Below are 24921 nucleotides of genomic sequence, written 5' to 3' on the forward strand. Positions count from 1 at the left end.
TGTATATACTTTTTTATAAAAAGTATAGTATTTTTTTCTAAAATATATTATTATGTGGGTAATTATGGGAAAGAAAAATACATCTTTAGGCTGTTTTTTTTGGCTTGCTTTTATTTTATTGATAGCCCTGCTCTTTTTTATCAACAAAGACAATATTGCCCGTGTTTTTGAAAAAACAAATGCAATAAGCATATTCCAAAAAAAAGAACCGCAAGAAGAAAAGCAAAATGAAGTAGACCTTGAAGGCATTCAAAATGAAATAGAAAAAATCAGAGCGGCAGAAAAAGATGAAGAAAATTCTTCTGAAGAAAAAGCCGAAGCTGAGCCGGAAAAACCGGCTGAACAAGTTCAAAAAACGGTCAAAAAAAATTCGGAACCGCAAAAAACTACAGCTGAGGATAAACCTAAAGAAGAAAAAAAGACAAGTTCTCAAAACTCAAACGAAAAAAAGACAAAAACGGAAACTCAACCCGTCAAAAAAAACTCTGAAAGCAAAAATAAAGATGAATCTAAAAAAGATGTGCCTAAACTTGAGCAAAAAAACGAAAAAGCATCCGAAAAAAGGAGCTCTAAAATTTATTTGGTTAAAATAGATTCGGACGGTAAATTGGTAAGAAAGCCGATTATGAGACAGCTTGAAAAAACGGACTCGCCTTTAACCGATGCCATAAACAGCCTTCTTCAAGGCCCCACAACGGAAGAAGCAAAACAAGGCTTCCGCTCCTTTATTCCTCCCGATACAAAACTTTTATCGATTGAGGTAAAAAACGGGGTTGCAGAAGTAAATATAAGCGAAGACTTTCAATTTAACAGATACGGCATAGAGGCCTATCAAGCCCAGCTTGAACAAATAGTTTTTACGGCATGCGAATTTTCCACGGTAAGTTCCGTTCAGTTTTTAATTAACGGCAAGAAAAAGGAGTACCTCGGAGCCGAAGGCATATGGATAGGCTCTCCTCTTTCGGTTAATTCGTTTGTAAGATAAAAATAACTTTAGAAATCTAAAGATAAGCTTGAAAACATCTATTGCAGTTTATAAGCTTGGTCAGGGAAAACCGCCTATATAAACTGCAATTATTTTTAATGGGAATAAGATTTAGCCCAAAAATACCTGAGCATTATTATCGATGGCCAATATAGTTTTACATTCCGAACATCTAAAACGTCCGGCCTTAGTAGCCTTGAGTTTCTTTGAACATATGGGACAGGCAAATATTTTGGGAAATACTTTGGTATTTGCAGTAGTACTTGAACTTTGAAAAAACGACACTGCATCAGACAAAGCATCCTTAATATTAAAAAATTGTGAAAAGCCTAAAAGCTGAAATATTTCATATACCTTAGGCTGAATATCCAATAAAACTATATCTCCGCCTCTTGGTTTTACGGTTTTTAAAAAGGCTGTAAATGAACCTATACCTGTGGATGAAACGTAATTTAAAGCGGCACAGTTAAATACAATCTGAATAAAACCGCTGTCTATAATTTTTGCAATACGTTTTTGAAAAAACGCAGAGTTATAGGTATCAATGTAGCCGTTCAAAAAAACAACTACGCATTTATCAAGTCCATCTACTCTTTGAAGCCGGATCTTCAAGCTGTCATCTTTTTCATCATCAAAGCCGGCTATAACACTGTTATTGCTCATAATTCTCCCGATTTATTTTCAAAATAAAGAAATAATCCAGTATGTCTAAACTCCATTATACCCTTTATTTTAAAAAAAGTCAAATATAAAACAAAAAAAAATCTATTTTTCTGTAACTTGTACTTTTAATAATTCAAAAAAATACCATACGAGAACAAAGAATTCCTTTTACAGTTACAGTATTGGCTAATATTTATAGGCTTGTAGCTTATGTTTGCAAATTTTAAGATTTTTTTTAATTTCTCTTGACATAAAGACTGAATGACGGCAATATACAAAAATGAACTTTGAAAAAACAATTATTCTTTGCCGGCCGGAAACAAGTGCAAACATAGGAGCCGTATGCAGAGTTATGGCAAATACGGGCTTTAGCGATTTAAGAATTACGGGAGACAAGAAGGATTACGATGAAACGGAAGTCTTAAAACTGGCCCTTCACGCCTCCCATGTGTGGAAAAATGCCCATTTTTATCCTCCTACCATTGAAGGCCTAAAAGAAGCGGCAGCGGATTGTTCAACCTTAATAGGAACCAGCAGACGAACAGGCCATAAACGCAAAGATTTAGGAATAAGCCCTGAAGACCTCTGTCTTGATTTAAAAAAATTCTACGGAGGCAGATTAGGCCTCCTTTTTGGCAATGAACGCACCGGTCTTATAGATGAAGAGCTTAATATATGCTCTTTTTCGGTTAATATTCCTGCTGAAGAAGACTTCGGCTCATATAATCTTTCCCATGCCGTGCTTATTCTTTGTTACTCCCTTTATATAGCGGAAAAAAATAATCCGCTGACAGAAAAGGATAATCCAAGCATAGAAAAAAACATTTACTTACAAAAGGCTTCAATGAAAATGATTCAAGAAAACTCGGAACAGATATGCAACTACCTTTCGGGCTTAGGACTATTTAAAAAAGGAGGGAAAAAAATAAACGAGACATTTTTTATTGAACTTTTATCCTCCGCAGGAGCTTCGGAATTCGATATAATGCATTTAACTGAAATTTTTAAGAAACTTTTTTTTATGTATAGTTGTTAATACACTGATAATTATCCTTGAGGAGGGATAGTATGGTAACTGTTTTGTCGGTAGGAGGCTCTATAGTAGCCCCGGATAAACCGGATTTCGATTTTTTAGATAAATTTTCAAAAACTATCAGAAGTTGGCTTTCGCAAGATTCATCGCGAAAAATTATTATGGTAATCGGGGGCGGAGCTCCTGCCAGAGATTATCAAAACGCATACAGGACAGTTTGTGACCTAAGAAAGGCCTCTGCCAAAAATGATGAAGCGGATTGGATAGGAATAATGGCAACAAGGCTCAATGCCCAGCTTGTAAAGGCTGTTTTTGAAGATCTTTGCCCGAATCCTGTAGTTTACGACCCGACAGCAGTAGATATGTTCGGCGGGCAAATACTGGTTGCAGCAGGCTGGAAACCCGGCTTTTCTACGGATAATGATGCCGTAGTCCTTGCAGAAAGATTTTCGGGAAATTTGGTAGTAAATCTTTCAAACATTGCCAAAGTCTATACAGATGATCCTAAAAAGAATCCTGAAGCTAAACCCATCGATTCTATTTCTTGGGAAGATTTTATAAAAATAGTCGGAACGGAATGGGTTCCCGGAAAAAACACGCCCTTTGACCCCATAGCCAGCCAAAGAGCTCAAAAAGCAGGCATAAGGGTAATATGCGCTGCCGGAAAGGATATTGAGAATTTGGAAAATATTCTCAACGGTAAAGATTTTAAAGGAACGGTAATCGGCTAATGGAAAATTATTACAATATACTTAATGTTTCGAATAATGCTGATGAAGACCAAATTAAACAGGCATATAGGGCCTTGGCTATGAAGTATCATCCCGACAAAAACCCGGATAGCAAGACAGCCGAAGAAAAATTTAAGCGTATAAGTGAGGCTTATTCCGTGCTCTCAGACCCTCAAAAAAGAAGAGACTACGATCTCAGTATGTCAAGCCCCTTTAGCTCCTCTGCGAAAACCTATACTTACGGTCAAGACACAAATCCCTTTGGAGACGACATTTTCAGCTCTAATTGGTGGAAAAATTGGAGAAACGTCCGAAATGAAAATGCAAAGAAAAGAGAGAAGATTAGCAGAAGTGAGGCCTTCAGGATACTTATACGCGGCATAATACTGACCATAGTAGGTCTACTGCTGTTTAAGAGTATTATCTTTTTAGGAATTTTTGGGCTTCTATTAGCCTTATCCCTTGTTACAGAGGGTGTCCTCCGAATACGGAAAGGCTATATGGCGATTTTCGATTAGAGCTTATCTTTCTCTGAAGATAATTCGGCCTCTCGTCAAGTCATAGGGGGATAGGGCAACTTTTACCGTATCTCCCGGTACAATTTTAATATAATGCTTCCGCATCTTTCCGGATAAATGAGCCAAAATAACATGACCGTTTTTTAACTCAACCCTAAACATAGTATTGGGAAGAGACTCCTTAACAATACCTTCAACTTCAATTGCTTCTTCCTTAGCCACAGGACCTCCAAAAAAATGAATAAATTCAAGAAAAACGTTTGCTTTTTGCTTGATTTAGTCGTATAATTCTAAAGTCTATTAAAAAAATTGTCAACTAGGAGATGTGTATGAAAAAGAAGTTTATTGAGGAAATGAAAGAATATTTGCTAAAAGAGAGGGAAGAAATACTCTCTTCATTGAAGAAAAACGATGAGGAGTATGCAGAAACCTTAGCAAACAGCATTCCCAAAGACTTTGCAGATCTGGCATCATATAGTACCGATAGAGACATGCTCGAATTTATCGGAGAAAATAATGTAAAAAAGCTGCAAAAGATTGATTCTGCATTGGAAAGGATAAGAGAGGGAAAGTACGGAAGATGTATTACCTGCAAAGAGCAGATACCCGAAGACAGATTAAAGGCCCTGCCCTATGCTTTAAAATGTATCCACTGCCAGGCAAAATCGGAAAAAAAGATGCATCCTTAAAAAACACAAAAACAAACTGTGAGCATCTAAAAAGGCCTTGAGCTTAACGCTTCAAGGCCTTTTAATTTTAATACGGAAAATTATCCGAAGAGTCCGCCGGACATCATTTTAGCTTGCAGCCCCTTGTTTTTTGACACCTTCCTCATCATTTGACGGGTCTTTTCAAATTGCTTTAAAAGCTTATTTACATCGCCTACAGAGGTTCCTGAGCCCTTTGCGATGCGTTTACGGCGGGGCGGTCCGATAATGCGGAAATTATCTCTTTCCTTTAAGGTCATCGACTGGATTATGGCTTTTTGGCGTTTTAAAAGCGAGAGGTCAAGCTTATCCTTATCTATTTGACCTGAAAGCCCGGGAATCATATCGAGCATTGACTCTAAGGGCCCCATCTTTTCGGCCTGCTCCAACTGCATGAGCATATCGGCAAGGCTGAAACTTTCGCTTTGCATCTTTTTTTGAAGCTTTTCCGCCTCTTCTTCATCATAAAGAGCTTGGGCCTTTTCTACAAGAGAAACAATATCTCCCATGCCCAAGATACGGCTTGCAATGCGGTCGGGATAAAAGGGCTCAAGGTCTTCGAGCTTTTCGCCTGTTCCTATATAAAAAATAGGCTTACCGGTTATGGTCTTTAAGGAAAGGGCCGCACCGCCTCTGGTGTCGGAATCGAATTTTGTAAGGATTAAGCCTGAAAGCCCTACCTGCTCGTCAAATTCCTTTGCAACATCAACGGCACTTTGACCCGTCATTGAATCTGCAACAAGAATGGTTTCCATAGGTTTTACGGCAGATTTAATATTGACGATTTCCTTCATCATGTCTTCATCGATTTGGAGACGTCCCGCCGTATCGACTATTACCGTGTCATAAAAGTTCTTTTTTGCAAAGGCCAAAGCATTTTTAGCTACTTTTACCGCATCTTTCGTTTCTTCTTTGTAAACGGGCACGCTGATGTTTCCGCCTAAAACGGAAAGCTGCTCTACGGCGGCAGGGCGGACAAGGTCGCAGGCAACCAGCAAGGGCTTTCTTCCTTCGTTTTTAAGCTTTAAGGCTAACTTTGCGGCACTGGTAGTCTTTCCCGAGCCTTGGAGACCTAAAAAGAGGATTACAGATTGGGTGTCAGGCCCCCTTAGATCGAGGGCTTTTTTTTCGTCCCCTAAAAAGGAGGTCATCTTATCGTATACAATCTTTGTAAACTGCTGCCCGGGATCGACGGATTTTAAAACTCTTTCTCCCTTGGCTTCTTCTGCCGTAGCATTTATAAAACGGCGTACAACACGCAAGTTTACGTCGGCATCCAAAAGGGCCGTTTTTATTTCTTCGATTGTATCTTCAATATTTTTTTCGGTAATTTTGGACTTACCGCTCAAAGAGCGTATTATCCCGCTGAATTTTTCGGTAATATTTTCGAGCATTACTTTGTATCTCCCTGTAATAAGTTTTCTATCAAGTCAAGAGGTTTTAATTCCTTATTTAAGATTTTATAAAGACCGGAACAGATAGGCAGCTTTAAATTACGCTTTTCTGCAAGAATGTTCAGGTATTTACAGGCTACAACGCCTTCCGGCAAGTAGCCTATCTTATCGATATTTTTAATAAGATCATCCAAATTTTCAAAAGAAAGGAGAATCTTTTTTGTGATAATCTCGTTACCGAAGCGGCGGTTTCTTCCGTACTTACTTCGGCAGGTTACGTCAAGGTCGCCTACTCCGGAAATCGATGTAAAGGTTTCGGGATGAGTCGCTCCCATAGCCCTGCCTATAGCCTGAATCTCGTTTAAGCCGGCAGCCAAAAGGAGGGATTCGGTATTGTCGCCGAAAATATCGGAGGTTACGGTTAAAGCATCCAAGACACCGAAAGCGACGGCTATAACGTTTTTTGCGGCCGCACAAACCTGCACTCCGATTATATCCAAGCTGGAATAAACAAGCAAACTCCTCGATTTTAAAATTTCTCTACAGCGGATAGAACACATGGGATTTTGAGATGCAGCTATAAGACCGGTCAGCTTACCTTCGGCCACCTCCTCCCCGTGGCTGGGCCCTGCTACATAAACCAAGTGATTTTTATAAAAATCGGGCAGCATTTTTTCCAAAACGTCTATTATAAACTGAGGCTCTCCGTTTTCATCGGGAATAAAACCCTTTGTCAGCACCGCCATTGTAGGATAAGGCATTTTGCCGTCATCATGGCTAAAAGGAGCAAATTTAAGAAGTTCTTCAACTGCTGAGGTTAAATAGAGCGAAGGGCTTGCTAAAAATATAAAAGAAGAATCCTTACACACCTCTTCCATATCCGTAGAAGCGGAGACGGTTTTAGGCAATTTATGCTTAGGTAAATATTTTACATTTATATGTTCATTATTTATCGAATCGGCAACGCCTGCAGTATGGCTCCAAAGCACAACCCTGTGTCCGTTTTTTCCTAGAGAACAGGCCACGGCCGTTCCCCAAGAGCCTGCTCCGATAATGGCAATCTTATCGTTCACAAATTTCTCCTAACCTATACTCTATCATTTTTCGATAAAAGTTTCAATAATGAAAAAGCAAGCTTTTTTCCGTTCTTTACAATTTACGAATACTGTGATATATTGATTTTATGCGTAATAAATTAAACTCAATGGCTGTTTTTTTTGCGGTAATGTTGCTGTTCAGCTTGATATCCTCATGCAAAAAGAATGAAATCAATGAAATATCTTCGGATGATGTTTCATTGGCCGAGGTTCTTGTAAGATCTAAAATCATTGTAGGGGTAAATGCATATAATCCGCCCATATGTTTTTATAATAACAAAGATGAAATAATAGGCTTTGATATCGATGTCTTCGAAGAAATAGCAGATATAATGAATATTGAGGCGGAATTCCGCCCCATAGTTCCCACAGAAGTAAACGAGCTGATAAATACGGGCGCCATAGACTGTATTGCATCAGGATTCTCTTATTCGGATGAGAGAAACAAAAACTATGAACTTTCACAAGCTTATTTACGCAATGCCGTAGTTATTTTAACTCTGAGATCAAGGAATATTAAAACTATGGAAGACCTAAAGGGTAAGAAGATAGGGGGACAAAAAGGAAGTTTAGGGCCGGAATTGATTAAAAATAATCCCGATATTATGAGTCAAATCCATTCACTAAATGACTCATATGATAATATTCCTCAAATTTTGGAAGACTTAAAAATATTTGGAGTAGATGCCTGTGTCGGAGATATTTCGGCAATAATAGAATACTTGAGTAAGGAGCCGAATGTGTACAGCCTTGTTGAACAGGCTATAGCCTTAGACTACTATGTATATGCATTTAAAAAAGGAAATAAGGCTTTAAAAGCGGAAATCGAAAGAGTTTTATACATCTTAGAAAAAAAAGGCGTTCTTGAAAAGATTTCAAGGAAATGGTTCGGTAAAGATTTACTGATTTTTGGAAAGTAAAAAGGAAAATTTATCATGAAAAAAAATTACAATCATATTTTTAAACTTAGCTTTATCTTTTTATTTACGGTATTAGCTATGGCATCTTGTAAACCAAGGGCTGTCCGTATCCAAAAAAAAGAAAACGATATTTCTCTTGCAAAAATTTTTGTAAAAAAAGAATTTGTAATAGGTATAAAAGATGACCATCCTCCTTTTTCCTTTCTAAATCTTTTTACTACAAAAATGGAGGGCTATGACATTGAAGTCGCTCAAGAGCTGTGCAATCGAATGAAAATAAAGCCGATTTTTAAAGTCATTAAGTGGAGCGAAAGAGATAAACTGCTTAACAGCGGAGAAATTGACTGTATATGGAGTGCCTTTTCATACAGTAAAAGGCGTGATAAAGCTTATTCTCTTACCTCACCTTATATAAAGAGTGCCATAGTATTGATTGTAAAGGATAAGTCGCCTTACTATTCTATTAAAGACATAAGGGAAAAGAAAATGGGTATTACCTCCTCGTCATTTATACACGAAAGCCTTAAAAAAGCCGAATCTACTCACGGAATATTTACAAATACGGTTATATTTCAGAGTGCTCAAGAAGCCATAAACGCTCTTGAAAAAGGTGAAGTAGAGTGTGTAGTATACGATCTTCTTTCAATTAACAGCTTAATACAAACAAGAAAAGGCTCTTACCGAGTGCTGGATGAAGCTATAGCTTATGAAGAATATGTTATAGCCTTTCGAAAAAAAGACCTTGCCCTGAAGAACGCAGTAGAATCGACTTTAGAAGAGATGGCTAAAACCGATTTTTTAGAAAAAACGAGTAAAAAATGGTTCGGTGCAAATGTGTCCATTATAGGCCGTTAAACCTGCAGCGAATAACTTTATTTTGTATAAACGGAAACTATCTCGCAAATATAAACATAATGAAAATCTTTTTTTGGATATGAATCTATAATAATCTGCGGGTCCACAAATAAATCCATATCGAATTCGCTTCGGTATAACTTACGGCATGAAAGCACAACCTTAGCCTACTCAAAAGATATAACACCATCATCAAGCATCACAGGCGTTAAACCGGTTTCCCCTGCCTTATCTATATTTCGTCCCGAAACGGAACCGCAAAAAGCCAGCATATTCCGAGCCCATGGATCATTTTCGTCAAAAAAAGAAAGAGTTATATAATCTTCTTTATCGATAAATTCGGAAGTATATCTGGTAGGTCTTACATAAACGGTAGCAGTAAGTTTATTCCATAAAAAGCCTATAGATCCCCAACCCGCAGTCATTGTATTCCATTGTTCACGCTCAGTTCCGCATCCTGCAGTCAATAAAAAGCCCTCATTATGGGAGCCGGTAATCGATGAAACAGGCTTTATCAATTTATCCAGAATTTCGGCACTCGCTTTTTGCATTTTAAATTGTGACATAAATTACCTCCGAATTCATTATATACAATAATCCCTTGATGTGCAAGAAGAAATTTCTCTTCTTTTCTATTTTTACATTTTATGATACAATGGGCAAATGAAAAAGTTTTTGTGCATTTTGTTAGCAGGTTTAATATTGTCATGCCGCTCGGCTCAAATATCAAAGATAAAGGCCGATCCGGCAGACGCAGACATTTATAAATCGGAAAAAAACGAAGACGGCTTTTCAGGCTTTCAGACGGATGTAAGCTTTCCTCCGGAAAAAGACAAATATGATCCTTCAATTTTACCAAACGGTTTTATTCCTTTTAAGGCTTATACCGGACAGGGCTATATTTATTTTTATACCGAAAATGTAAAGAATTTTTTCTTATACTTAAACGGAAAAAGAATCGATACAAAAAAAATCTGTAAAAATAAATACACTCAAATTTATATCGGAGATGAGGTAATAAACGGCACCAATAACTTACTTATTACAAACATTGAAGCCGAAAAAAATGATAAGGGCTTTTCGAAAACCTATACCTTATCGGTAAAAATCCCCTACCCTTCCATTATCGAAAAAACGGAAAAATTAAATAACGTAAATTATAGAGCCTTTCAAATAATAGATGACATTATGAAGGCGCAAACAGCAAACGGTTTTCCATCGGTTCAGCTTGTAGTGGTAAAGAACGGAAGGATGATAAAAAACTCGGCCTACGGCTATATCAGCACCGTGGATGATTTTGGAGAACCTCTGATGCAAAAAAACAAAAAGCCTATCACAAAAGAAACTCTTTTTGATCTAGCCAGCAATACCAAAATGTATACGGTAAATTTCGCCTTACAAAAACTTATATCCGAAGAAAAGATTTCAATCTATGATAAGGTACAAGATTTTTTTCCTGATTTTAAGGACAAAAAAAAAGCTCTTTTTAAGGGAAAGAGCGACATTACGGTTGAGGACTTATTAAAGCATCAGGCGGGTTTCCCGGCAGGGGCACAATATTATGTGAACAAAAAAATAACACAAAAAAAGAATACCGATAAAAGACAAAACAAGGAGATTGTTTTGGAGCTGATTTGCAACACTCCCTTAATATATTCTCCGCGTACTGAGGTCTTATATTCCGATATAGATTATATGCTCTTAGGTTTGATTATAGAAAAAGTAACAGGCCTTCCCTTGGATAAGTATACGGAAGAAAACCTTTATAAGCCCTTAAATCTAGCTTCGGTTTGCTATGAACCCCTAAAAAAGGGATTTACAAAAGAGGATATTACCGCAACCGAAATACGGGCGGCCAAAAGAACAAAGGACGAAAAATTCAAAGATATAAAATACATGCCGGTTCACGGGACGGTACATGACCCTGAGGCCTACAATTCAATGGATCAGGTAAGCGGTCATGCGGGGCTTTTTGCAAATGCCGAAAGTATAGCAGTCCTGGCTCAGGTAATGCTGAACGGCGGAGGATATGGAAATATCAAATTATTCGATTCAAGCGTTTTAAATTTATTTACCAGTCAGGGGAATTTTTTTTCGCAGGCAGGTTTAGGATGGAGGAGGCAGGGGCTTAATAACAGCTACGCTTGGGCTTTCTCGCAGCTTGCGAGTGCGGACACAATAGGACACACAGGCTGGACCGGGACATTAACTCTAATCGATCCTAAAGAAGATTTAATAATCATAATTTTTACAAGTGCAAAAAACACCCCAGCCCTTTTTGGAAAAAACTTGCGCGGAAAATATGAAGGCGATTTTTATCTTGCAAAAAACTATGGAGCCATTACCACCCTTATTTATTCTGCATTTAAAAACTATGATAATGCTATGCTGGATCAAATGCTTATAGAACTTGCAGTAGGCAGAAACGAACTTATAAATATGATTCCTGAAATTTATGATAATGAAGGTTCCCGCAAGGACTTGACAGCCATAATGGAAAGCATAAAAGAACAATCAAAGCAATCTGCAATATTGAGGAAGTTTTTAAAAAGTGAAAAAGCTATGGCAATACTTGCGGAAATTCAATCAAGGAACTCAAAGAAAAGCTTGGCAAAAAAACAAGCTGAAGGAACGGCAAAATGAAGAAAAAGCTTTTTTTATTTTGCTTTTGTAGTCTTGCAATCCTTAGCTTTGCCAATGGAAAGCCGGACGAGTCTGATTTTAAGACAGGCATCGAACGCGTAGACGAATTTTTTAATCTGTTTAAAGGGAAAAGAATAGGATTGATTACAAATCAAACAGGAATGGACTCTTCAGGAAGATCAAGCATCGAAATCTTATACGAAAAGACTAATCTTTCAAGCCTCTTTTCTCCGGAACACGGAATAAGGGGAAATGCAAGGGAGGGAGCCGGTATTTCAAACATGGTAGATAAAAAAACCGGCCTTGCCGTTTACAGCCTTTACGGAAAAACAAAGCGGCCCACAAAAGAGATGTTGCAAGAAATAGATGTTTTATGCTTCGATATTCAGGATGTAGGGGCAAGGTTTTACACATATATTTACACAATGGCCTATGCCATGGAAGCATGTGCCCGTGACGGAAAAACATTTGTTGTGTTTGACAGGCCCAATCCTATAAACGGCATAAATGTTGAAGGGAATATTCTGGAAGAGGAGTTTAAATCCTTTACGGGCTATTTTCCGATTGTCCAAAGGCACGGAATGACAGTGGGAGAATTAGCCTTAATGTTCAATAAAGAATTTAAGATAGGCTGTAATTTAAAAATAGTCCCCATGCAGGGCTGGAAGCGTGAAGACTATTTTGAAGACCTTAATTTAATGTGGGTGCCGCCTTCGCCGAATATTCCTACGGCCGATACGGCCTTAGTTTATTCGGGCTTTTGTATCTTTGAAGGGGTAAATATTTCGGTAGGAAGAGGAACAACCATGCCCTTTAAATACATAGGAGCCCCCTATATAGATGCCGAGGCTCTAGCAGAAGCTCTAAATGCCCTCAAACTTGAGGGAGTCTTTTTTAAGCCCGCCTATTTTACACCGGCCATTTCGGTTTATAAGGAGGAGCTATGCGAAGGGGTTCAAATTATCGTAAGGGATAAAAAGAGATTCTTGCCCGTAACAGCTGCAATCGCGATGATGTACACAATAAGGGAAATGTATCCCGATAGTTTTAAGATAAATAACTACCCTGCCGAACTCTGCGGCCTCAATTTATTAACCGGAACAAACAAGCTAAGCTCGATGAGCCTTTCCTTAGATGACTACTTTAAATTTATCGAAAAAGATGAAAAGAAGTTTTTAAAGATGAGGGAAAAGTATTTGATGTATTGAAAAGGACGGATGCCAAAACATAACTGATGAATTATGAATTTAATCATTCTAATTATAAATTATGCATTCCCCACCATTCTTCCAGCATCGCACGAGCTTCTTCCTGTAATGAAGGAACTACGCAGATTTCCAGCTGCTTGAGGTTATCGGCATAGTGAGCACGGCCTAAATCCCGTACCGCTTCTCGTATATCACTGCCGATAGCGGGATGGTCATCCAAGTAGGAAAAAAGGATCGTAAATACCGAAGAAGCCGAACACACTTTTTGCCAGGCGGCAAGATCGGTGATTTGGCGGCGGGAAGTAAGGCCTGTATTGATGCGGTAATTGTACACGATATCGGGTATGCCTATGTATTTATCGGCATATAAGGTTATAAAAAAATAGAGAAGCATATCTTCCGCCATTGTACAATAGGTAAACGGAATGTCGCCGTACGCTTTTTGAACAAGGTCTGTTTTAAAAAGCTTGCCCCATACGAAACTGCTGTATGAGTGTTCAACGATATATGTACGGAGGATTTCATTGCCGGTTAAAACACCATCGTACACATTCTGCGCCCTTTGGGCAAAGGCTGCAACACGCGCGTCCGGTTCTCCTTCCATACCGCATACCGCAGCCTTCCCGTGTACAATATCGGCACCCGACGTAACGGCTGCATCGTACAAAATGCGGAGAGCGTCAGGCGGCAGCTCATCGTCGGGGTCGGCAAAGGCGAAGTATTCGCCCGATGCCGCATTTACCGCTGTCCGGCGCGCTTCGAGCGTACCGAGGTTTTTACTGTGTTCCAAAAACACGAGCGGCACCCCCTGCGCTTTAAACCGCTTTGTATATGTTTTAACAATACTCCGCAGTTCTTTTGTACCGGGGCTTCCGTCGTTGACGACGATCGTTTCAACAGGCGGAGAATCCGTCTGCTGCAGCACGCTTTCAAAAAACCGCCCGATCAGCCCCTCCGTCCCATACACGGGAACGCAAAGGCTGACCGGCGGCTTCTGCCGAGCCGCTCGCCCGAAGCGTGCGGCTCGAGAAATAAAACTCATCCGACAGTTTAGTCCCACTCAAAGCCTGATTCTTGTAACGTCTTAGAAAAGCTTCCGCCGGAATTCTGTTCGTCTTGTAAACGGCCTTTCAAATCGTACTCCAATACCTTGTCGGCATTTTTACAGTAAGGCTGTTCAGGGAAAATAACAGTTCCATCCTTACCCCATGCACCGTCCGAGGCGATGATGAGCCTAATCCGCTCGGCTTCGTCGTATTTTACGGCAATAAAGCGATAAAAGCCGTAGCCGACTTCATTCCCTGCCGTATCTACAGGATCCTTTTTAGCCAATTCGACGGCACTGCCGGAGAATCCATCCTTCGTGCTGCCGATTTTATACAGCTTGCCGCTGTTTTTAAAGGTATCGGCTCTGTAATCGAAACTAGTTTTTTTCATACCGCACTCTTCTTCTGAAGTGACGGCATACAACACACCGTCGAAAACCTGTAAGTCGTTAATAGCGCTCATAATTTTCGTATACGGAGGATAGGGAGAACCAGGTTCGGTAGGAGTCGGCTGGAATGCCCCGACATCGATCGTTCCTTTATCGGCTCCGTCCTGCTTGGCATATTTCTTTACCGATAATGTATAGCCGGCAGGAGATATGCTCATTGTCCTTGTGCCGACAAACAGCCCGTCTTTGTTTGCTGCAAGCGCGGTAACTTTTTCGCTCGCCGGAATTGAGATATTGTAGGCAGTATCCTTAGAACCGGCACCGAATAACGTATTCCATTCAAACCTTTTTACGGGCGCCGGATTACTAGCGGTATCTACATAATACAGATACTTTTTCCCGTCGGAAATATCTACCGCAATGACACAGTCAGCATTAGGCGAGAAGGGTACAGTTAAATCCAAATTTTGATCCGGAGTTGTAGCTGTATTCTTATCATAAGTACCGTCTGCTTTCAGCCCAAAGCGTCTGACCTTGCAATTATTCGAATTGTCTCGCCACAGGATATACAGATTACCGTCCTGATCGTAGCAGAACACGTCGGCAGGATTTTCTGTCTGTAAAGTAGAAAACCAAAGCGCATCGGTAGCAGTTGTTGGGGGAGGTGTTCCTGCCGAATCGCCTAACCAATATTTCATACCGTAATACGTAGATTCATCGCCTTTCTCCCACAGCAACATTTTCGTATTGGGCTTTTTGTATACGGAATGTTCGGCAAACCACGTCGCGTTACCCGCATCGTCAAACGACATGCCGTTCGTTTCACGATTAAATGCGGCGATGCGGTTTTGATTGCCAATAATCCGCCAATTTTCGTTTACATATTTAATATCAATACCGTCGTCCGCAATGTAGATATTATCTTCATCATAGCCGATAAAACCGATGGGATTGGAAAAATACTGTGCATTAAAGGCGATGGGGTCTCCGGTTGAAGCAGCAGGATTAAGCCCTGTTTCTCCTTTTTTTGTAAGCGTACTGCCGGAATATTTATAACATACAAGCTGACCAAGTGCGTATAGTTTTCCGTGATGCAATCCCTGCTCTTTAAGCAAGCAGTACACACCGTCCTCGTCGGCAAATAGTCCGGTACACTCAGTACGATTATTGCCGAAGGCGGGATCCGATCGAAGTTTATCCAACGGTTTTCTAGTTGCCTGCGATTCAAATTTTAAACGCTTAGCACCGGAATGACCGGACGCATATTCAAATTCAAACTTACAGGCAAACAAAGTCTGATCATACACAGCAAACAGTACATCATCATATACTGCAACGGCACTGGAACTCGGCACTGGTGACGGCACAGTCGGGAATGCAGCACTGCTAAAAGATTCAAACGAATGATCTTCTTTCTCCTTGAAGCAATAGACGGTATTCTCTTTAAACAAAAAGATATAGTTATCGTCTATATCGATTGCGATATTATCAATATGACTGATAGTAACGCCGGGCGGTAGTGCAGTAGTAAGAGCTGTTCCAAATCCGGTATCTTCATTTCCCTCTACATCAAAGCGTTTAAGATGAGTAGAGGAAGTATCTTCATACAACACATATATTCTGCCGATTTTGTCCCGTGCCGTTACCGGCTTTTTACCGACAAGAATTCCATCGAGCAGTGTTTTACCGTTTTGCGTACTTAAGGATACGATATTGCTGCCTGAAAGATGTTTTCCCGTAATGGAGACCAGCAGATTGGCGGCAACGTTCGGCTTTTTAGACAGCGTTACGTCAACCTTATTGGGTCCTGCCGTAACTGTATGCTCGGCATAGCCGGCCCATTCGGCAAGATCACTGATTAAAATGACTTTTATGCCGATTTTTTCGCCGACAGGAACAAGCTCAACCAAAGACTTAGGCTCTTCGGCTCCTAATTCTCTTGTTATTGTATAGCCATTCTCTCTGATTATATTGATTTTCATAGGCGAAGACGAAAGAACGGGAAGACCTTTGGAATCCAAGGCTCTGGCTCCGTCGGGAAGACTTCCGTCAAAGCTTAAAATAAGCTCGCCGTATTCTTCTTTTAAAAATAAATTACAGGATGACACCATTAAAACAAGTATCATCAAACCAAAAAATAATGTCTTTTTCATAAAAACCTCCTATAGTAAAGGCGAAGGTCAAATGTTTGAAATGCCGAATGATAAACGGCAAATTGTATTTCGTTCTTCGTTCTTCCATTATACATCAAAAAATTTAAAATACCAAGTAAAATTGAGAAAAATTGAAAAATTTTGAATTTAGCCGAATGCATAAGAGCGTAAAAAAGTATCTATTTTAATATTAATTTCACTCTGATTTGCTTTTCGCCCTTTAATCATCTACTTAAAAAATTCAAAGGCATCGAAGGGGTAGCCGGATCTTAAACTTGGGAGGGAGGCATCGATTTCGCTGTTTGAGGGGACTTTATAAGCCAAATCAAGTTTAAAAATACGGTTTACGGCCTTACCGCAAAGTTCGCTCAGTCTTCTTTCGGAGCAGCCGGCCTTGCGAAGTTCTTTTAAAAGAATCAGAGAACCGGCAAAACCCGGAATACCGGAAGCGCCTTTTTTCTTATCTTCATATGTGTGAGGAGCGTGGTCGCTTTCGATCCAGTCAATCCCTCCTGAAATGAGGGCATTAAAAACGGCTTCCTGTTCCTCTTTTTCACGCAAGGGAGGGTTCATTTTTACAAAGATACCGGACTTTTTATAAGAATCAATATTTAAGAGGGCGTGATGAGCCGTAGCCCCGCACGAAATACTAATACCGCTTTTTTTTGCCTCGGCAACAAGCCTTATTCCCTCTTTTGTGCTTATGTGACAGACATGAAGATGCCCCTTAAAGTCCTCATTTTGCATCAGCTCAATCTGATCCTTTATGGATTCCGTTTCGGCAACGGGAGGACGGGCAAGGCTGTGAGTAATAGGTTTTTCAATATCGAAGACGGAATTATTCATAAGGCTTTCTTTTTCGCAATGAACGGCAAGAATGCCCCTGTAATCGAATTTTTTAAGAGCGGCATAGACCTTTCTTTGATCTTCTTTTTCAACTATACCCATGTTTCCGGTAGAATGACCCGCAAACATTTTAAAGCCCACTATTTTAGGAAAGTATTTTTTATAGAATAAAACCATTTTTTCTATCTGAAAAATATCTGAAGTAAGGCCGCCATAAATACCGTAAAAAGCAGATACTCCGGCCTGCTTTATAGATTTTTCCGCAAGGGCAAAACGCTCCAAAACAGCCTCTGCATTTGTAAGAGGAGGATTGGTATTCGGCATATCAAAAAAGGCCGTAAAACCTGCGGGGCAGGCCAAGGCCAAGGCATGGGCTATAGTTTCCTTATCGGATAAAAGACCGTCTCTAAGATGAACATGGGAATCTATCATAAACCAATCTTATTTAAAACTTATATTTAGAAAAATAAAACGGCTTCGCCGTAACCGTCATCTTTTATAATGCTTATTTCGAGTTTATTTTTCCCGTCGAATTCGATTCCGTCCAGGCTTATTTTTAAGGCATAGGCCCTTATAGGTTCAACCCCTTTATTAACCGTTTCGCTTATAACCCTCATCGTAGCAATTTCATAAAAGTCCCCGTTGACGGAAACGGTTATATCATCGGTGCCGAGCTCAGGTGCAATTACTTTTTCCTTGCCTACAAGCTGTTTTAAACTCATAGGCCTAAAATAAACCATCATGCAATTATCTGCATCGAGGGAAGGAAAGAATATCAAACTAAAAATTTCTATTTTATCAAGCAGAGGGTTTACCTCAAGGTCATGCCTTAGATCTATATTATAGCCCCAAAAATCAAGAAATTTTTCATTAAAACCTTTTGAAGCGATAAAATAAGGATATTTTTTAGCATCAGCTTCCAAACGAAAACGGCCTGACTCATCAGCTTCACCGCTGATTATAACTTCAAATCTTTCCGTTAAAAGAGCAACTTTAGCATGACTGACAGGCTGTTTGTTTTTATCCCGCACAATTCCCTTTATAACACTCATAAAAATAACTCCTGTACCGCAGATTATACCGTAAAAAACAGAATATTGTCAAGCAAAAATTACAAATTTCAAATTAAAACTATTTACGCTTATACTTTGAGGCAGAGCTTAAGCCTTCTTTTTTCCTTTGAGTTCCGTTTTTCCGTTTTTGTCCTCTTTTTCCCTTACCGATAGAGCCGTAATTAGCCGGAGCTTCATTTTTTGCGTCAATATGCATATGAGGTAAGCCCCTTTTCTTTTTACAGAGGCGCAGAGCATCATTTGCGGCATTTTTAGGCATTGTAGCAAGAGAAAACTTATCCATAACCTCTATGTCATCTACAAGCCGTTCGGGGATTGAAAGAAGCCGGCTTAGCATTTCGGCAAGTTTTCGCTTTGTGATGCCGTCTTTTCGGCCCACACCTATATAAAGACGCAAAGAATCCTCATCCGATTTTCGCGCCCTCCCTTCGGAACGCACAGGCTTGATTGTTTTATAATGAGCAGGCGATAAAAACGAGCCGTACTGCATTTGAAGAATAAAGGAGAGAACAGTTTGAGCATCTCCGTATTCTACAAGTTTATTTGCAAAGGCTGCAAAGCCCTGTTCGGGTTTTTCTTCGCTAATGCGTTTTTCGATTTGGGCAGCCGTTTCTTTTAAGATACGGGTACGCTTGATCTCGATGACTTGTTCGATTGAAGGAATTTTGCCTTCTTTTAATTCTCCGCGGGCATGTTTGCGCAGGTACTCGATTCTTTTTACCTCATTAGGGCGTACAAAACTTACGGCAACCCCTGCCGCTCCGGCCCGTCCCGTTCTTCCTATACGGTGGGTATAGGTCGGCCCGTCATAAGGAATTGCATAGTTTACAACATGGGAAATGCCTTCGATGTCTATACCCCTTGCGGCAACATCGGTTGCAACAAGAATGCGAGTCTTTTTAGATCTAAAGCGTTCCAATATTTTTTCCCTTTGACTTTGAGGAATATCCCCGTGGAGGGCGGCAGCTTCGTAGTGCCTTTCGTCAAGTTCCTTTGCAACATCATCGGCATCGATTTTTGTTTGGCAAAATACGAGGCCGTAAAAGTTAGGGCTTGTATCTATAAGACGGACAAGAGCTTCGGTTTTATCCCCTTCCCTTACGACCCAAAAAAACTGTTCCGTTAAAGACGCTCTTTCTTCTTGAGGTTCTTCTTCGACAATTTCATAGTCGCCCATAAAGTCGGAAGCTATGCTCAGTATCTGCTTGGGCATCGTCGCCGAAAACATTAAAACACGGGCTTCAGGATTTGCCTTTGAAAAGATATTTTCTATGTCTTCGATAAAGCCCATGTTAAGCATCTCATCAGCTTCATCCAAAATAAAATATTCTATATCTTCGATTTTTAGGGAGCCCCGCTCAAGATGATCCATTATGCGGCCGGGAGTTCCTACAACAATTTCGACGCCGGTTTTTAGGCTTCTAAGTTGAGGGCCTATCGCCGCTCCTCCGTAAACGGTTGCGATACGGGGATATTCTTCGATTCTAAAAGATTCAAGTTCGCCGGCAACTTGAACGGCCAGCTCTCTGGTAGGAACCAAAATAAGGGCTCTCACCCTTCCGGTGTTTGAACGCAGCTCCTGCACAAGGGGAAGGCCGAAGGCTGCCGTCTTTCCCGTTCCTGTCCGAGCCTTAGCGATAACATTTGCTTCTCCCGAAAGAAGACGGGGAATAGCCAAAACCTGAATAGGAGTAGGTTCTTCAAAACCCTTGGCTTCAACTGCTTGCAGGACTATATCGTCAAGTCCCAATTCTTTAAAAGTAATTAACATAATCTTATAAATATAATAAATAAGCAAAAAAAAATCTATAGCTTAACGATAATTGACACATCTTCCGTTTTAGGCTAAACTTAGCGCCAATATGAACTACATCGACTTATTAAAAACTTCGGCAAAAAAAACGAATAACTGTGCATGTATGGGCTTAGACCCGATTTTTGAAGCTATTCCGAATAAAACGGGAATGGTAAAGGATAATCTTGTAAGCTTTTTTAAAGAGCTTTTAGATAAGATGAAGGAAAAGAATTTGGTTCCCGCAGCTTTTAAACCTAATATAGGTTATTATTCGGCCCTTGATAAGCCCAGGGAAAAAGATTTTTCGGGCTCCGAAAGCCTTGCAGAAATTTTATTCCTAATCGAAAAACACTTTCCCGGTATTCCTGTAATCCTCGATTCAAAGCGGGGAGACATTGCCCGCTCCAGTCTTAACTATGCTATCGAGGCCTTTGACGGCTGGAAGGCGGATGCGGTAACGGTCAGTCCCTACATGGGAAGCGATTCTATTCTTCCCTTTATTTCGGAAAAGTATTTGGATAAGGGGGCTTATATTTTAAACCGGACCAGCAATCCCGGAGCAAAGGATTTTCAAAATCTTAAAACCGATTATGACGGTAAAAATAATCCGGAGCTTTATATCGAGGTTGCAAAAAAGATTGCTTTTTATGCGAAGGAATTTCCGGGAACGGGAGCCGTTGTCGGTGCTACGGGAATGGAAGAGCTAAAAATAATTTCAAGTATTTACGCCCAAGCGGGAGAGGTTCCCATGCTGATTCCGGGAGTCGGCTCCCAAGGAGGAGATGCTAAAACGGTAATGGAAGTTCTTAAAAATTCCGGCTGCGATTTAGCCCTCATAAGAATAAACAGCTCCAGTGCCTTGACCCATCCTTGGAAAAAAGCACCTGTGCCTGAAAACTATTTGGAGCTTTGTATAAACAATATCGAAAAACTTTTAAACGAGACGGCAATCAACAACATCAATTTTTAGAATCTTCAAAAATAGAATCTAAGATGGAATCTATGCGGCGTTTTGTGTATCCGCTTATGACATAAGAATTATTAGAAGCCGAATCAAACAAAATAAAATCGCCGCTTTCCATCGGTGTAAGAAAAATATTTATTTTTTCTCCCGTACCTAAAATTAAATTAAGCTCTTGAGTTTCCGAATTGGTAATCGGAAATGCAGGAAAAATATCTATACATGAAAATTGTTTTAACAATGTTTCCAACTCGCCGAATTTTTCTTTATGTTTATCCGAACGGGTGATAAGCTGTTTGTTTTTTTCGATAAGCTGAATTGAATTATTTTCAAATTTGTATTTATAAATTTGCAGGTCGAGCCAAAAGTTAGATTTTAAGGTTAAAAAAGAAGATAAGACATCGGGCATAATAAAAATCTTTGTTCGGGCGTCTATTCGGACATAGCGGTTTATCCCAAGCGTATCGTTTTTTCCGAAAACGAAATCGCCCATTATGGTTTTATCGGAACGCAATAGCTGTAGACGGGCAGCATGACCTTCATCCAGACCAAAATTAATATATTGTTTTATGTCATCGCTTACAAACCTAAAATTTTGTTTAGTACTTAAAACGGAAAAAAGTCTTTCTATCAAGGCCGATTGAACCTTATATTCTCCAGATTGAGTACTCAAAACAAACTTATCCTTTTTTTTGATAAGCCTTAATTCGTTAAAACGCGGAGGAAGGGAATTATCCGGAATAGTAAAAACAATTTCATCTATGTTTTCTATATTTTGTTTTAAAACGAGAGAGGTGTTAAAAACATTTGCTTCATTTTTTGGAATACTTACAAAAATCAAACTTAGGAGAAAAAAAATATTTGCAAAAATCAAAGCTTGAGTATATTTTTTTAACTTAAAAAAGCTTTTCACCTTGATCTCCTTTGTTTTATAAACATATAAAGGCCCAGAATAAAAACAGAAAGAGGAAGAAGTATAATAGAAATTAATCTTGCCCTAAATACAAGGCTTGTCATTTTTTCTCTATCTTCAAATTGCTTAAATGGAGGAGGAGAATGTTTTTTATTTTTTAACAAAAGAAGATTATCTTTTAAAGAAATATATTCTACACAGTTTACCATAAAATCCATATTGTATGTGGAGCCGGTGTAATCGATTGCCCTGCTTATCATATACTCATCGCTTATAACCAAGATACGGGAAGGCTTTGTTTGTCCTGCAGCAATTACCGAAGGCTTAAAAGATGCATCTTCAAATTTTTTAAAATGATTTTCAAGAGGATCGGTGCTGTAAGAATCGAAAACCGTCAAGGAGTTTTGACCTGTAAGTACATAGGGAACAAGCTCGGTGTTTTTATTTAAATCCAAATCGATTGAAGAAGGCCAAAAAGAAATCAAAGGCCGGTAAGCTGCAAATATCGGATGGTCCCGGTTAATACCGCTTAGAGGAAACTGAATCCAAAAAGGATAATTAATTAGTTTTGTACCTTTATTATCAACTTGAGCCATCGTAATGCGGAAGTTATTTATTAAATCCAAGGCCATATCGGCATTTATATAAAAGCCGTGATGAGAAAGCACATCCAATAAAAAATCTTTTACCTTAGGCTTCGCTTTCCAAGAACCTTTTACATCGACCTTATTCCCTGAAACAAAAAAAACAGCCCTGCCCTCTTTTTGTAAAAACATATCTATCGCAGCAGCGGAAGAATAATCGATATAATCCGAACCTATAACCAAAAGAGGGAATTCAGCAGGTATATTGCTGACAGGCAATTCCAAAGGTAAAACATTAAAACCTGCATATTCAAGCCAAGGAATGACATAAGAATGATCTGTTTCAAGCAAGGCAGGATCCGCAATAAGAAAAACAGTACTTGCTTGGGTATTCCCTAAAGCATCAGACCTCATACTTAAAATAAATCTTGCAAGGTCATACTCTACGGTATCAATATCATCAATAAAGGGTATAATTCTTGTTTGCCCCATATATTCTATCATAAGACCGGAGTACAGCTTATGGATTATCTTTACAGAATTGTCTTGAGCTTCTATTTCACGGGGAATCAGCCCTATCTTGCTTATAGCATCCGATGAAAGGCTTGCAGTATCTTTTATTACAACATCAAAATTTCCCTTGGAATATAATTTATATTCCGAAAGCATATCGTTTAAATATTTTAATGAAGGAAAAAAACTATCTACATTTGAACTTTTAAACCAAGTTACCTTTACGGAGCTTTCAAGATTCGTCAATAATTCTTTTGTATAATTTGACAGGGTGTAATTTTTTTCTTTTGTAGTATCAAGTCTAAAATATATTTTTGAAGAAACAAGAGAAATTAAAATAAGCATCAAAACAAAAAGCAAAAATTGAAACTTATATTCTTTTTTCATCTTACATTCCTTTGTTGTGTTAAAATAAAAACATCCAATTCAATTCCTAAGACAACTAAAATTAAATAGAAGATAAGGTCGCGGGAATCAAAAAGCCCTCGCGCAGCCGATTCAAAATGAGAACTAAAAGAAAGATAAGCGATAATCTTATTCGGCAATACCGGAAGATTTAAATTTTTTGTCAAAGGATAAATAATTGTAAAAAATAAAACCGTCAAAAACGAAAGCAAAAAATTAATTTCAGGTTTACCGCTTACTGCCGAAAGTCCAAGAGAAATCGAAATAATACCCGCACCGAATAAAAAAATAGAAAAGTAAGAAACAAAAAAAGAGCCGGAATCGAAATAAGCTAACGAAAAAACTGAAAGCGGTATTACCAAGCTTAGCATGAGCATAATGGACCATATTAAAATAAGGCTTAAATATTTTCCCAGCACGATATATCGGATAGAAACAGGCAGAGAAAACAAAAACTTATCGGTAAATTGTTTTTTTTCATCACTCCACGAACTCATCGTCAGCATCGGAATTACAACACAAAATAAAAGAGGTATATTTAAAAAAAAGTTTTTTAGGTCAGACAAACCTGCATTAAACCACGAATCGGAACCGATAAAGGCAATAGCCGCACCGGCCAGAAAAAAAAGAGAGGCAGCATAAAAAGACGAACTTTTATACATCATCCTAAATTCTTTTTTTGCAATAAAAAAAATAAGATTTTTATTCGTTTTTTCTAAATTCATTTTTGTTTATCCCTGCAAAAAATTCAAAGGCTTTTTCCAATACGGTATAATTTATTTCCGAATCAAACTCACAGCCCTCTGCCTGCAACTGCTCTTTTATTTCTAAAAGATTACCAGCGGCTATTATTTCTCCCTTATTAAGCAAAATATGATTGGAGCAAAGCTCTGCAGCCTGTCTTAAATCATGTGTACATATTAAAATTGTTTTTTCTTTTGCAATATGCAATATTTTTTTTTCAAAATCTTTTACCTGTACCGAATCAAAACCTGAAGCGGGTTCATCCAAAATAATTAACGGAGGATTATGTAAAACAGCTTGAGCCAGTCCTACACGTTGCTTAAACCCCTTGGACAAACTTTTAATTAAATGATTTTTTACTTCATCTATTTCGCAAAAATCGATTACCTCATTTAAAGCAGCATCCAATTTATCTTTTTCTATTCCGTGCATTTGACCGGCGAAATATAAAAAATCATGAACCGTCATATTCGAATAAAGAGGATTTTGTTCATATAGAATACCTAGAAGTTTTTTTGCTTCAATGCCGTTATCTAATACTGAATATGAATCTATAAAAGCATCTCCTTCATCCGGTGTATAATAACCTGAAATACAGTTTATGATACTGCTTTTACCCGCACCGTTTAAGCCTAAAAGCGACGTTATCTCTCCCGTTTTTAGTTCAAACGAAATATTTTTACAGCCTACGATCTGAGTTTTTTTGCTTCCGTAATATTTACTTAAGTTTTGTACCTTGAGCATA

23 protein-coding genes and 1 pseudogene are annotated in these 24921 nt (G+C 38.9%); 10 read left to right on the forward strand and 14 right to left on the reverse strand.

From position 1 onward, the window contains the following. Positions 1-64: 64 nt before the first annotated feature. Positions 65-985, forward strand: coding sequence for a GerMN domain-containing protein (locus HGJ18_RS07065; RefSeq protein WP_253695312.1), 921 nt, complete (start codon positions 65-67; stop codon positions 983-985). A gap of 111 nt (positions 986-1096) precedes the next feature. On the opposite strand, the gene HGJ18_RS07070 is transcribed toward HGJ18_RS07065, so the two are convergent. Further along, positions 1097-1648, reverse strand: coding sequence for an STAS domain-containing protein (locus tag HGJ18_RS07070; RefSeq protein WP_002668265.1), 552 nt, complete (start codon positions 1646-1648; stop codon positions 1097-1099). Positions 1649-1928: 280 nt separating this feature from the next. On the opposite strand from HGJ18_RS07070, the gene HGJ18_RS07075 reads away from it, so the two are divergent. The 3 genes from HGJ18_RS07075 to HGJ18_RS07085 are packed head-to-tail and all read left to right on the forward strand — an operon-like array spanning position 1929 to position 3930. Next, complete coding sequence (locus HGJ18_RS07075) at positions 1929-2684, forward strand: RNA methyltransferase (protein WP_253695313.1); 756 nt, start codon at positions 1929-1931, stop codon at positions 2682-2684. Between the two features lie 32 nt (positions 2685-2716). Further along, positions 2717-3412, forward strand: a complete 696-nt coding sequence (gene pyrH / locus HGJ18_RS07080) for a UMP kinase (RefSeq protein ID WP_253695314.1) — start codon at positions 2717-2719, stop codon at positions 3410-3412. Then, complete coding sequence (locus tag HGJ18_RS07085; protein ID WP_253695315.1) at positions 3412-3930, forward strand: DnaJ domain-containing protein; 519 nt, start codon at positions 3412-3414, stop codon at positions 3928-3930. Before pyrH ends, HGJ18_RS07085 begins: the two co-directional genes overlap by 1 nt. 3 nt (positions 3931-3933) lie before the next feature. Here HGJ18_RS07085 and infA read toward each other — a convergent pair whose 3' ends face one another. After that, the gene (gene infA / locus HGJ18_RS07090) at positions 3934-4152 is read right to left on the reverse strand and encodes a translation initiation factor IF-1 (protein WP_002668257.1); all 219 of its coding nucleotides are present in this window, start codon (positions 4150-4152) and stop codon (positions 3934-3936) included. A gap of 107 nt (positions 4153-4259) precedes the next feature. On the opposite strand from infA, the gene HGJ18_RS07095 reads away from it, so the two are divergent. Next, positions 4260-4619: a TraR/DksA family transcriptional regulator gene (locus tag HGJ18_RS07095; protein ID WP_253695316.1), complete on the forward strand. Its 360-nt coding sequence runs from the start codon at positions 4260-4262 to the stop codon at positions 4617-4619. An 80-nt stretch (positions 4620-4699) separates the two neighbouring features. Here HGJ18_RS07095 and ffh read toward each other — a convergent pair whose 3' ends face one another. Continuing rightward, positions 4700-6031: a signal recognition particle protein gene (gene ffh, locus HGJ18_RS07100; RefSeq protein ID WP_253695317.1), complete on the reverse strand. Its 1332-nt coding sequence runs from the start codon at positions 6029-6031 to the stop codon at positions 4700-4702. Beyond that, the gene (locus HGJ18_RS07105; RefSeq protein WP_253695318.1) at positions 6031-7104 is read right to left on the reverse strand and encodes an NAD(P)H-dependent glycerol-3-phosphate dehydrogenase; all 1074 of its coding nucleotides are present in this window, start codon (positions 7102-7104) and stop codon (positions 6031-6033) included. The genes ffh and HGJ18_RS07105 overlap by 1 nt, the downstream gene beginning before the upstream one ends. A gap of 110 nt (positions 7105-7214) precedes the next feature. Here HGJ18_RS07105 and HGJ18_RS07110 point away from each other — a divergent pair, with 110 nt between their 5' ends. Both HGJ18_RS07110 and HGJ18_RS07115 read left to right on the forward strand, forming a co-directional pair. After that, entirely contained in the window at positions 7215-8048 is an 834-nt protein-coding gene (locus tag HGJ18_RS07110) for an ABC transporter substrate-binding protein (protein WP_253695319.1), read from the forward strand. Between the two features lie 15 nt (positions 8049-8063). Then, on the forward strand, positions 8064-8903 hold the full coding sequence (locus tag HGJ18_RS07115; RefSeq protein ID WP_253695320.1) for a substrate-binding periplasmic protein: 840 nt from the start codon (positions 8064-8066) through the stop codon (positions 8901-8903). Positions 8904-8920: 17 nt separating this feature from the next. On the opposite strand, the pseudogene HGJ18_RS07120 reads toward HGJ18_RS07115, so the two are convergent. Next, positions 8921-9469 (reverse strand): annotated as a pseudogene (locus HGJ18_RS07120) (hypothetical protein). 97 nt (positions 9470-9566) lie between these two features. Here HGJ18_RS07120 and pbp4b point away from each other — a divergent pair. Next, positions 9567-11546, forward strand: a complete 1980-nt coding sequence (gene pbp4b, locus HGJ18_RS07125) for a penicillin binding protein PBP4B (RefSeq protein ID WP_253695321.1) — start codon at positions 9567-9569, stop codon at positions 11544-11546. Beyond that, on the forward strand, positions 11543-12754 hold the full coding sequence (locus tag HGJ18_RS07130) for an exo-beta-N-acetylmuramidase NamZ family protein (protein ID WP_253695322.1): 1212 nt from the start codon (positions 11543-11545) through the stop codon (positions 12752-12754). The genes pbp4b and HGJ18_RS07130 overlap by 4 nt, the downstream gene beginning before the upstream one ends. 52 nt (positions 12755-12806) lie before the next feature. On the opposite strand, the gene HGJ18_RS07135 is transcribed toward HGJ18_RS07130, so the two are convergent. The 5 genes from HGJ18_RS07135 to HGJ18_RS07155 form a co-directional block, all read right to left on the reverse strand. Then, positions 12807-13796: a glycosyltransferase family 2 protein gene (locus tag HGJ18_RS07135; protein ID WP_253695323.1), complete on the reverse strand. Its 990-nt coding sequence runs from the start codon at positions 13794-13796 to the stop codon at positions 12807-12809. Between the two features lie 8 nt (positions 13797-13804). Further along, complete coding sequence (locus HGJ18_RS07140; RefSeq protein ID WP_253695324.1) at positions 13805-16342, reverse strand: hypothetical protein; 2538 nt, start codon at positions 16340-16342, stop codon at positions 13805-13807. A gap of 228 nt (positions 16343-16570) precedes the next feature. Next, on the reverse strand, positions 16571-17620 hold the full coding sequence (locus HGJ18_RS07145) for a dihydroorotase (protein WP_253695325.1): 1050 nt from the start codon (positions 17618-17620) through the stop codon (positions 16571-16573). A gap of 26 nt (positions 17621-17646) precedes the next feature. Next, the gene (locus HGJ18_RS07150; RefSeq protein WP_253695326.1) at positions 17647-18240 is read right to left on the reverse strand and encodes a carboxypeptidase-like regulatory domain-containing protein; all 594 of its coding nucleotides are present in this window, start codon (positions 18238-18240) and stop codon (positions 17647-17649) included. 79 nt (positions 18241-18319) lie between these two features. Continuing rightward, positions 18320-20032, reverse strand: coding sequence for a DEAD/DEAH box helicase (locus tag HGJ18_RS07155; RefSeq protein WP_253695327.1), 1713 nt, complete (start codon positions 20030-20032; stop codon positions 18320-18322). Between the two features lie 91 nt (positions 20033-20123). Here HGJ18_RS07155 and pyrF point away from each other — a divergent pair, with 91 nt between their 5' ends. Continuing rightward, positions 20124-21026, forward strand: coding sequence for an orotidine-5'-phosphate decarboxylase (gene pyrF, locus HGJ18_RS07160; protein WP_253695328.1), 903 nt, complete (start codon positions 20124-20126; stop codon positions 21024-21026). Here pyrF and HGJ18_RS07165 read toward each other — a convergent pair. From HGJ18_RS07165 to HGJ18_RS07180, 4 genes are read right to left on the reverse strand one after another with little or no spacing between them, the layout of a single operon-like run. After that, positions 21016-21930: a DUF4340 domain-containing protein gene (locus HGJ18_RS07165; RefSeq protein ID WP_253695329.1), complete on the reverse strand. Its 915-nt coding sequence runs from the start codon at positions 21928-21930 to the stop codon at positions 21016-21018. The genes pyrF and HGJ18_RS07165 overlap by 11 nt on opposite strands. Then, positions 21927-23414: a GldG family protein gene (locus HGJ18_RS07170; protein WP_253695330.1), complete on the reverse strand. Its 1488-nt coding sequence runs from the start codon at positions 23412-23414 to the stop codon at positions 21927-21929. Before HGJ18_RS07170 ends, HGJ18_RS07165 begins: the two co-directional genes overlap by 4 nt. After that, entirely contained in the window at positions 23411-24157 is a 747-nt protein-coding gene (locus tag HGJ18_RS07175) for an ABC transporter permease (protein ID WP_253695331.1), read from the reverse strand. The genes HGJ18_RS07170 and HGJ18_RS07175 overlap by 4 nt, the downstream gene beginning before the upstream one ends. Next, positions 24135-24920 carry an ABC transporter ATP-binding protein gene (locus tag HGJ18_RS07180; RefSeq protein WP_253695332.1) on the reverse strand — a complete coding sequence of 262 codons (786 nt, stop codon included), beginning with the start codon at positions 24918-24920 and terminating at the stop codon, positions 24135-24137. The genes HGJ18_RS07175 and HGJ18_RS07180 overlap by 23 nt, the downstream gene beginning before the upstream one ends. Between the last annotated feature and the right edge of the window lies 1 nt (position 24921).

The organism is Treponema denticola (assembly GCF_024181405.1).
Taxonomy (GTDB): Bacteria; Spirochaetota; Spirochaetia; order Treponematales; family Treponemataceae; genus Treponema_B; species Treponema_B denticola_D.

What these genes read in the sequence shown, in the direction of transcription:
- HGJ18_RS07135 (WP_253695323.1), bottom strand. Translation starts at nt 13,796, where the DNA reads ATGAGTTTTATTTCTCGAGCCGCACGCTTCGGGCGAGCGGCTCGGCAG.
- HGJ18_RS07170 (WP_253695330.1), bottom strand. Translation starts at nt 23,414, where the DNA reads ATGAAAAAAGAATATAAGTTTCAATTTTTGCTTTTTGTTTTGATGCTT.
- HGJ18_RS07140 (WP_253695324.1), bottom strand. Translation starts at nt 16,342, where the DNA reads ATGAAAAAGACATTATTTTTTGGTTTGATGATACTTGTTTTAATGGTG.
- pbp4b (WP_253695321.1), top strand. Translation starts at nt 9,567, where the DNA reads ATGAAAAAGTTTTTGTGCATTTTGTTAGCAGGTTTAATATTGTCATGC.
- HGJ18_RS07130 (WP_253695322.1), top strand. Translation starts at nt 11,543, where the DNA reads ATGAAGAAAAAGCTTTTTTTATTTTGCTTTTGTAGTCTTGCAATCCTT.
- ffh (WP_253695317.1), bottom strand. Translation starts at nt 6,031, where the DNA reads ATGCTCGAAAATATTACCGAAAAATTCAGCGGGATAATACGCTCTTTG.
- HGJ18_RS07145 (WP_253695325.1), bottom strand. Translation starts at nt 17,620, where the DNA reads ATGATAGATTCCCATGTTCATCTTAGAGACGGTCTTTTATCCGATAAG.
- HGJ18_RS07110 (WP_253695319.1), top strand. Translation starts at nt 7,215, where the DNA reads ATGCGTAATAAATTAAACTCAATGGCTGTTTTTTTTGCGGTAATGTTG.
- HGJ18_RS07150 (WP_253695326.1), bottom strand. Translation starts at nt 18,240, where the DNA reads ATGAGTGTTATAAAGGGAATTGTGCGGGATAAAAACAAACAGCCTGTC.
- HGJ18_RS07155 (WP_253695327.1), bottom strand. Translation starts at nt 20,032, where the DNA reads ATGTTAATTACTTTTAAAGAATTGGGACTTGACGATATAGTCCTGCAA.
- HGJ18_RS07085 (WP_253695315.1), top strand. Translation starts at nt 3,412, where the DNA reads ATGGAAAATTATTACAATATACTTAATGTTTCGAATAATGCTGATGAA.
- pyrH (WP_253695314.1), top strand. Translation starts at nt 2,717, where the DNA reads ATGGTAACTGTTTTGTCGGTAGGAGGCTCTATAGTAGCCCCGGATAAA.
- HGJ18_RS07075 (WP_253695313.1), top strand. Translation starts at nt 1,929, where the DNA reads ATGAACTTTGAAAAAACAATTATTCTTTGCCGGCCGGAAACAAGTGCA.
- HGJ18_RS07065 (WP_253695312.1), top strand. Translation starts at nt 65, where the DNA reads ATGGGAAAGAAAAATACATCTTTAGGCTGTTTTTTTTGGCTTGCTTTT.
- HGJ18_RS07095 (WP_253695316.1), top strand. Translation starts at nt 4,260, where the DNA reads ATGAAAAAGAAGTTTATTGAGGAAATGAAAGAATATTTGCTAAAAGAG.
- HGJ18_RS07180 (WP_253695332.1), bottom strand. Translation starts at nt 24,920, where the DNA reads ATGCTCAAGGTACAAAACTTAAGTAAATATTACGGAAGCAAAAAAACT.
- HGJ18_RS07070 (WP_002668265.1), bottom strand. Translation starts at nt 1,648, where the DNA reads ATGAGCAATAACAGTGTTATAGCCGGCTTTGATGATGAAAAAGATGAC.
- HGJ18_RS07175 (WP_253695331.1), bottom strand. Translation starts at nt 24,157, where the DNA reads ATGAATTTAGAAAAAACGAATAAAAATCTTATTTTTTTTATTGCAAAA.
- pyrF (WP_253695328.1), top strand. Translation starts at nt 20,124, where the DNA reads ATGAACTACATCGACTTATTAAAAACTTCGGCAAAAAAAACGAATAAC.
- HGJ18_RS07115 (WP_253695320.1), top strand. Translation starts at nt 8,064, where the DNA reads ATGAAAAAAAATTACAATCATATTTTTAAACTTAGCTTTATCTTTTTA.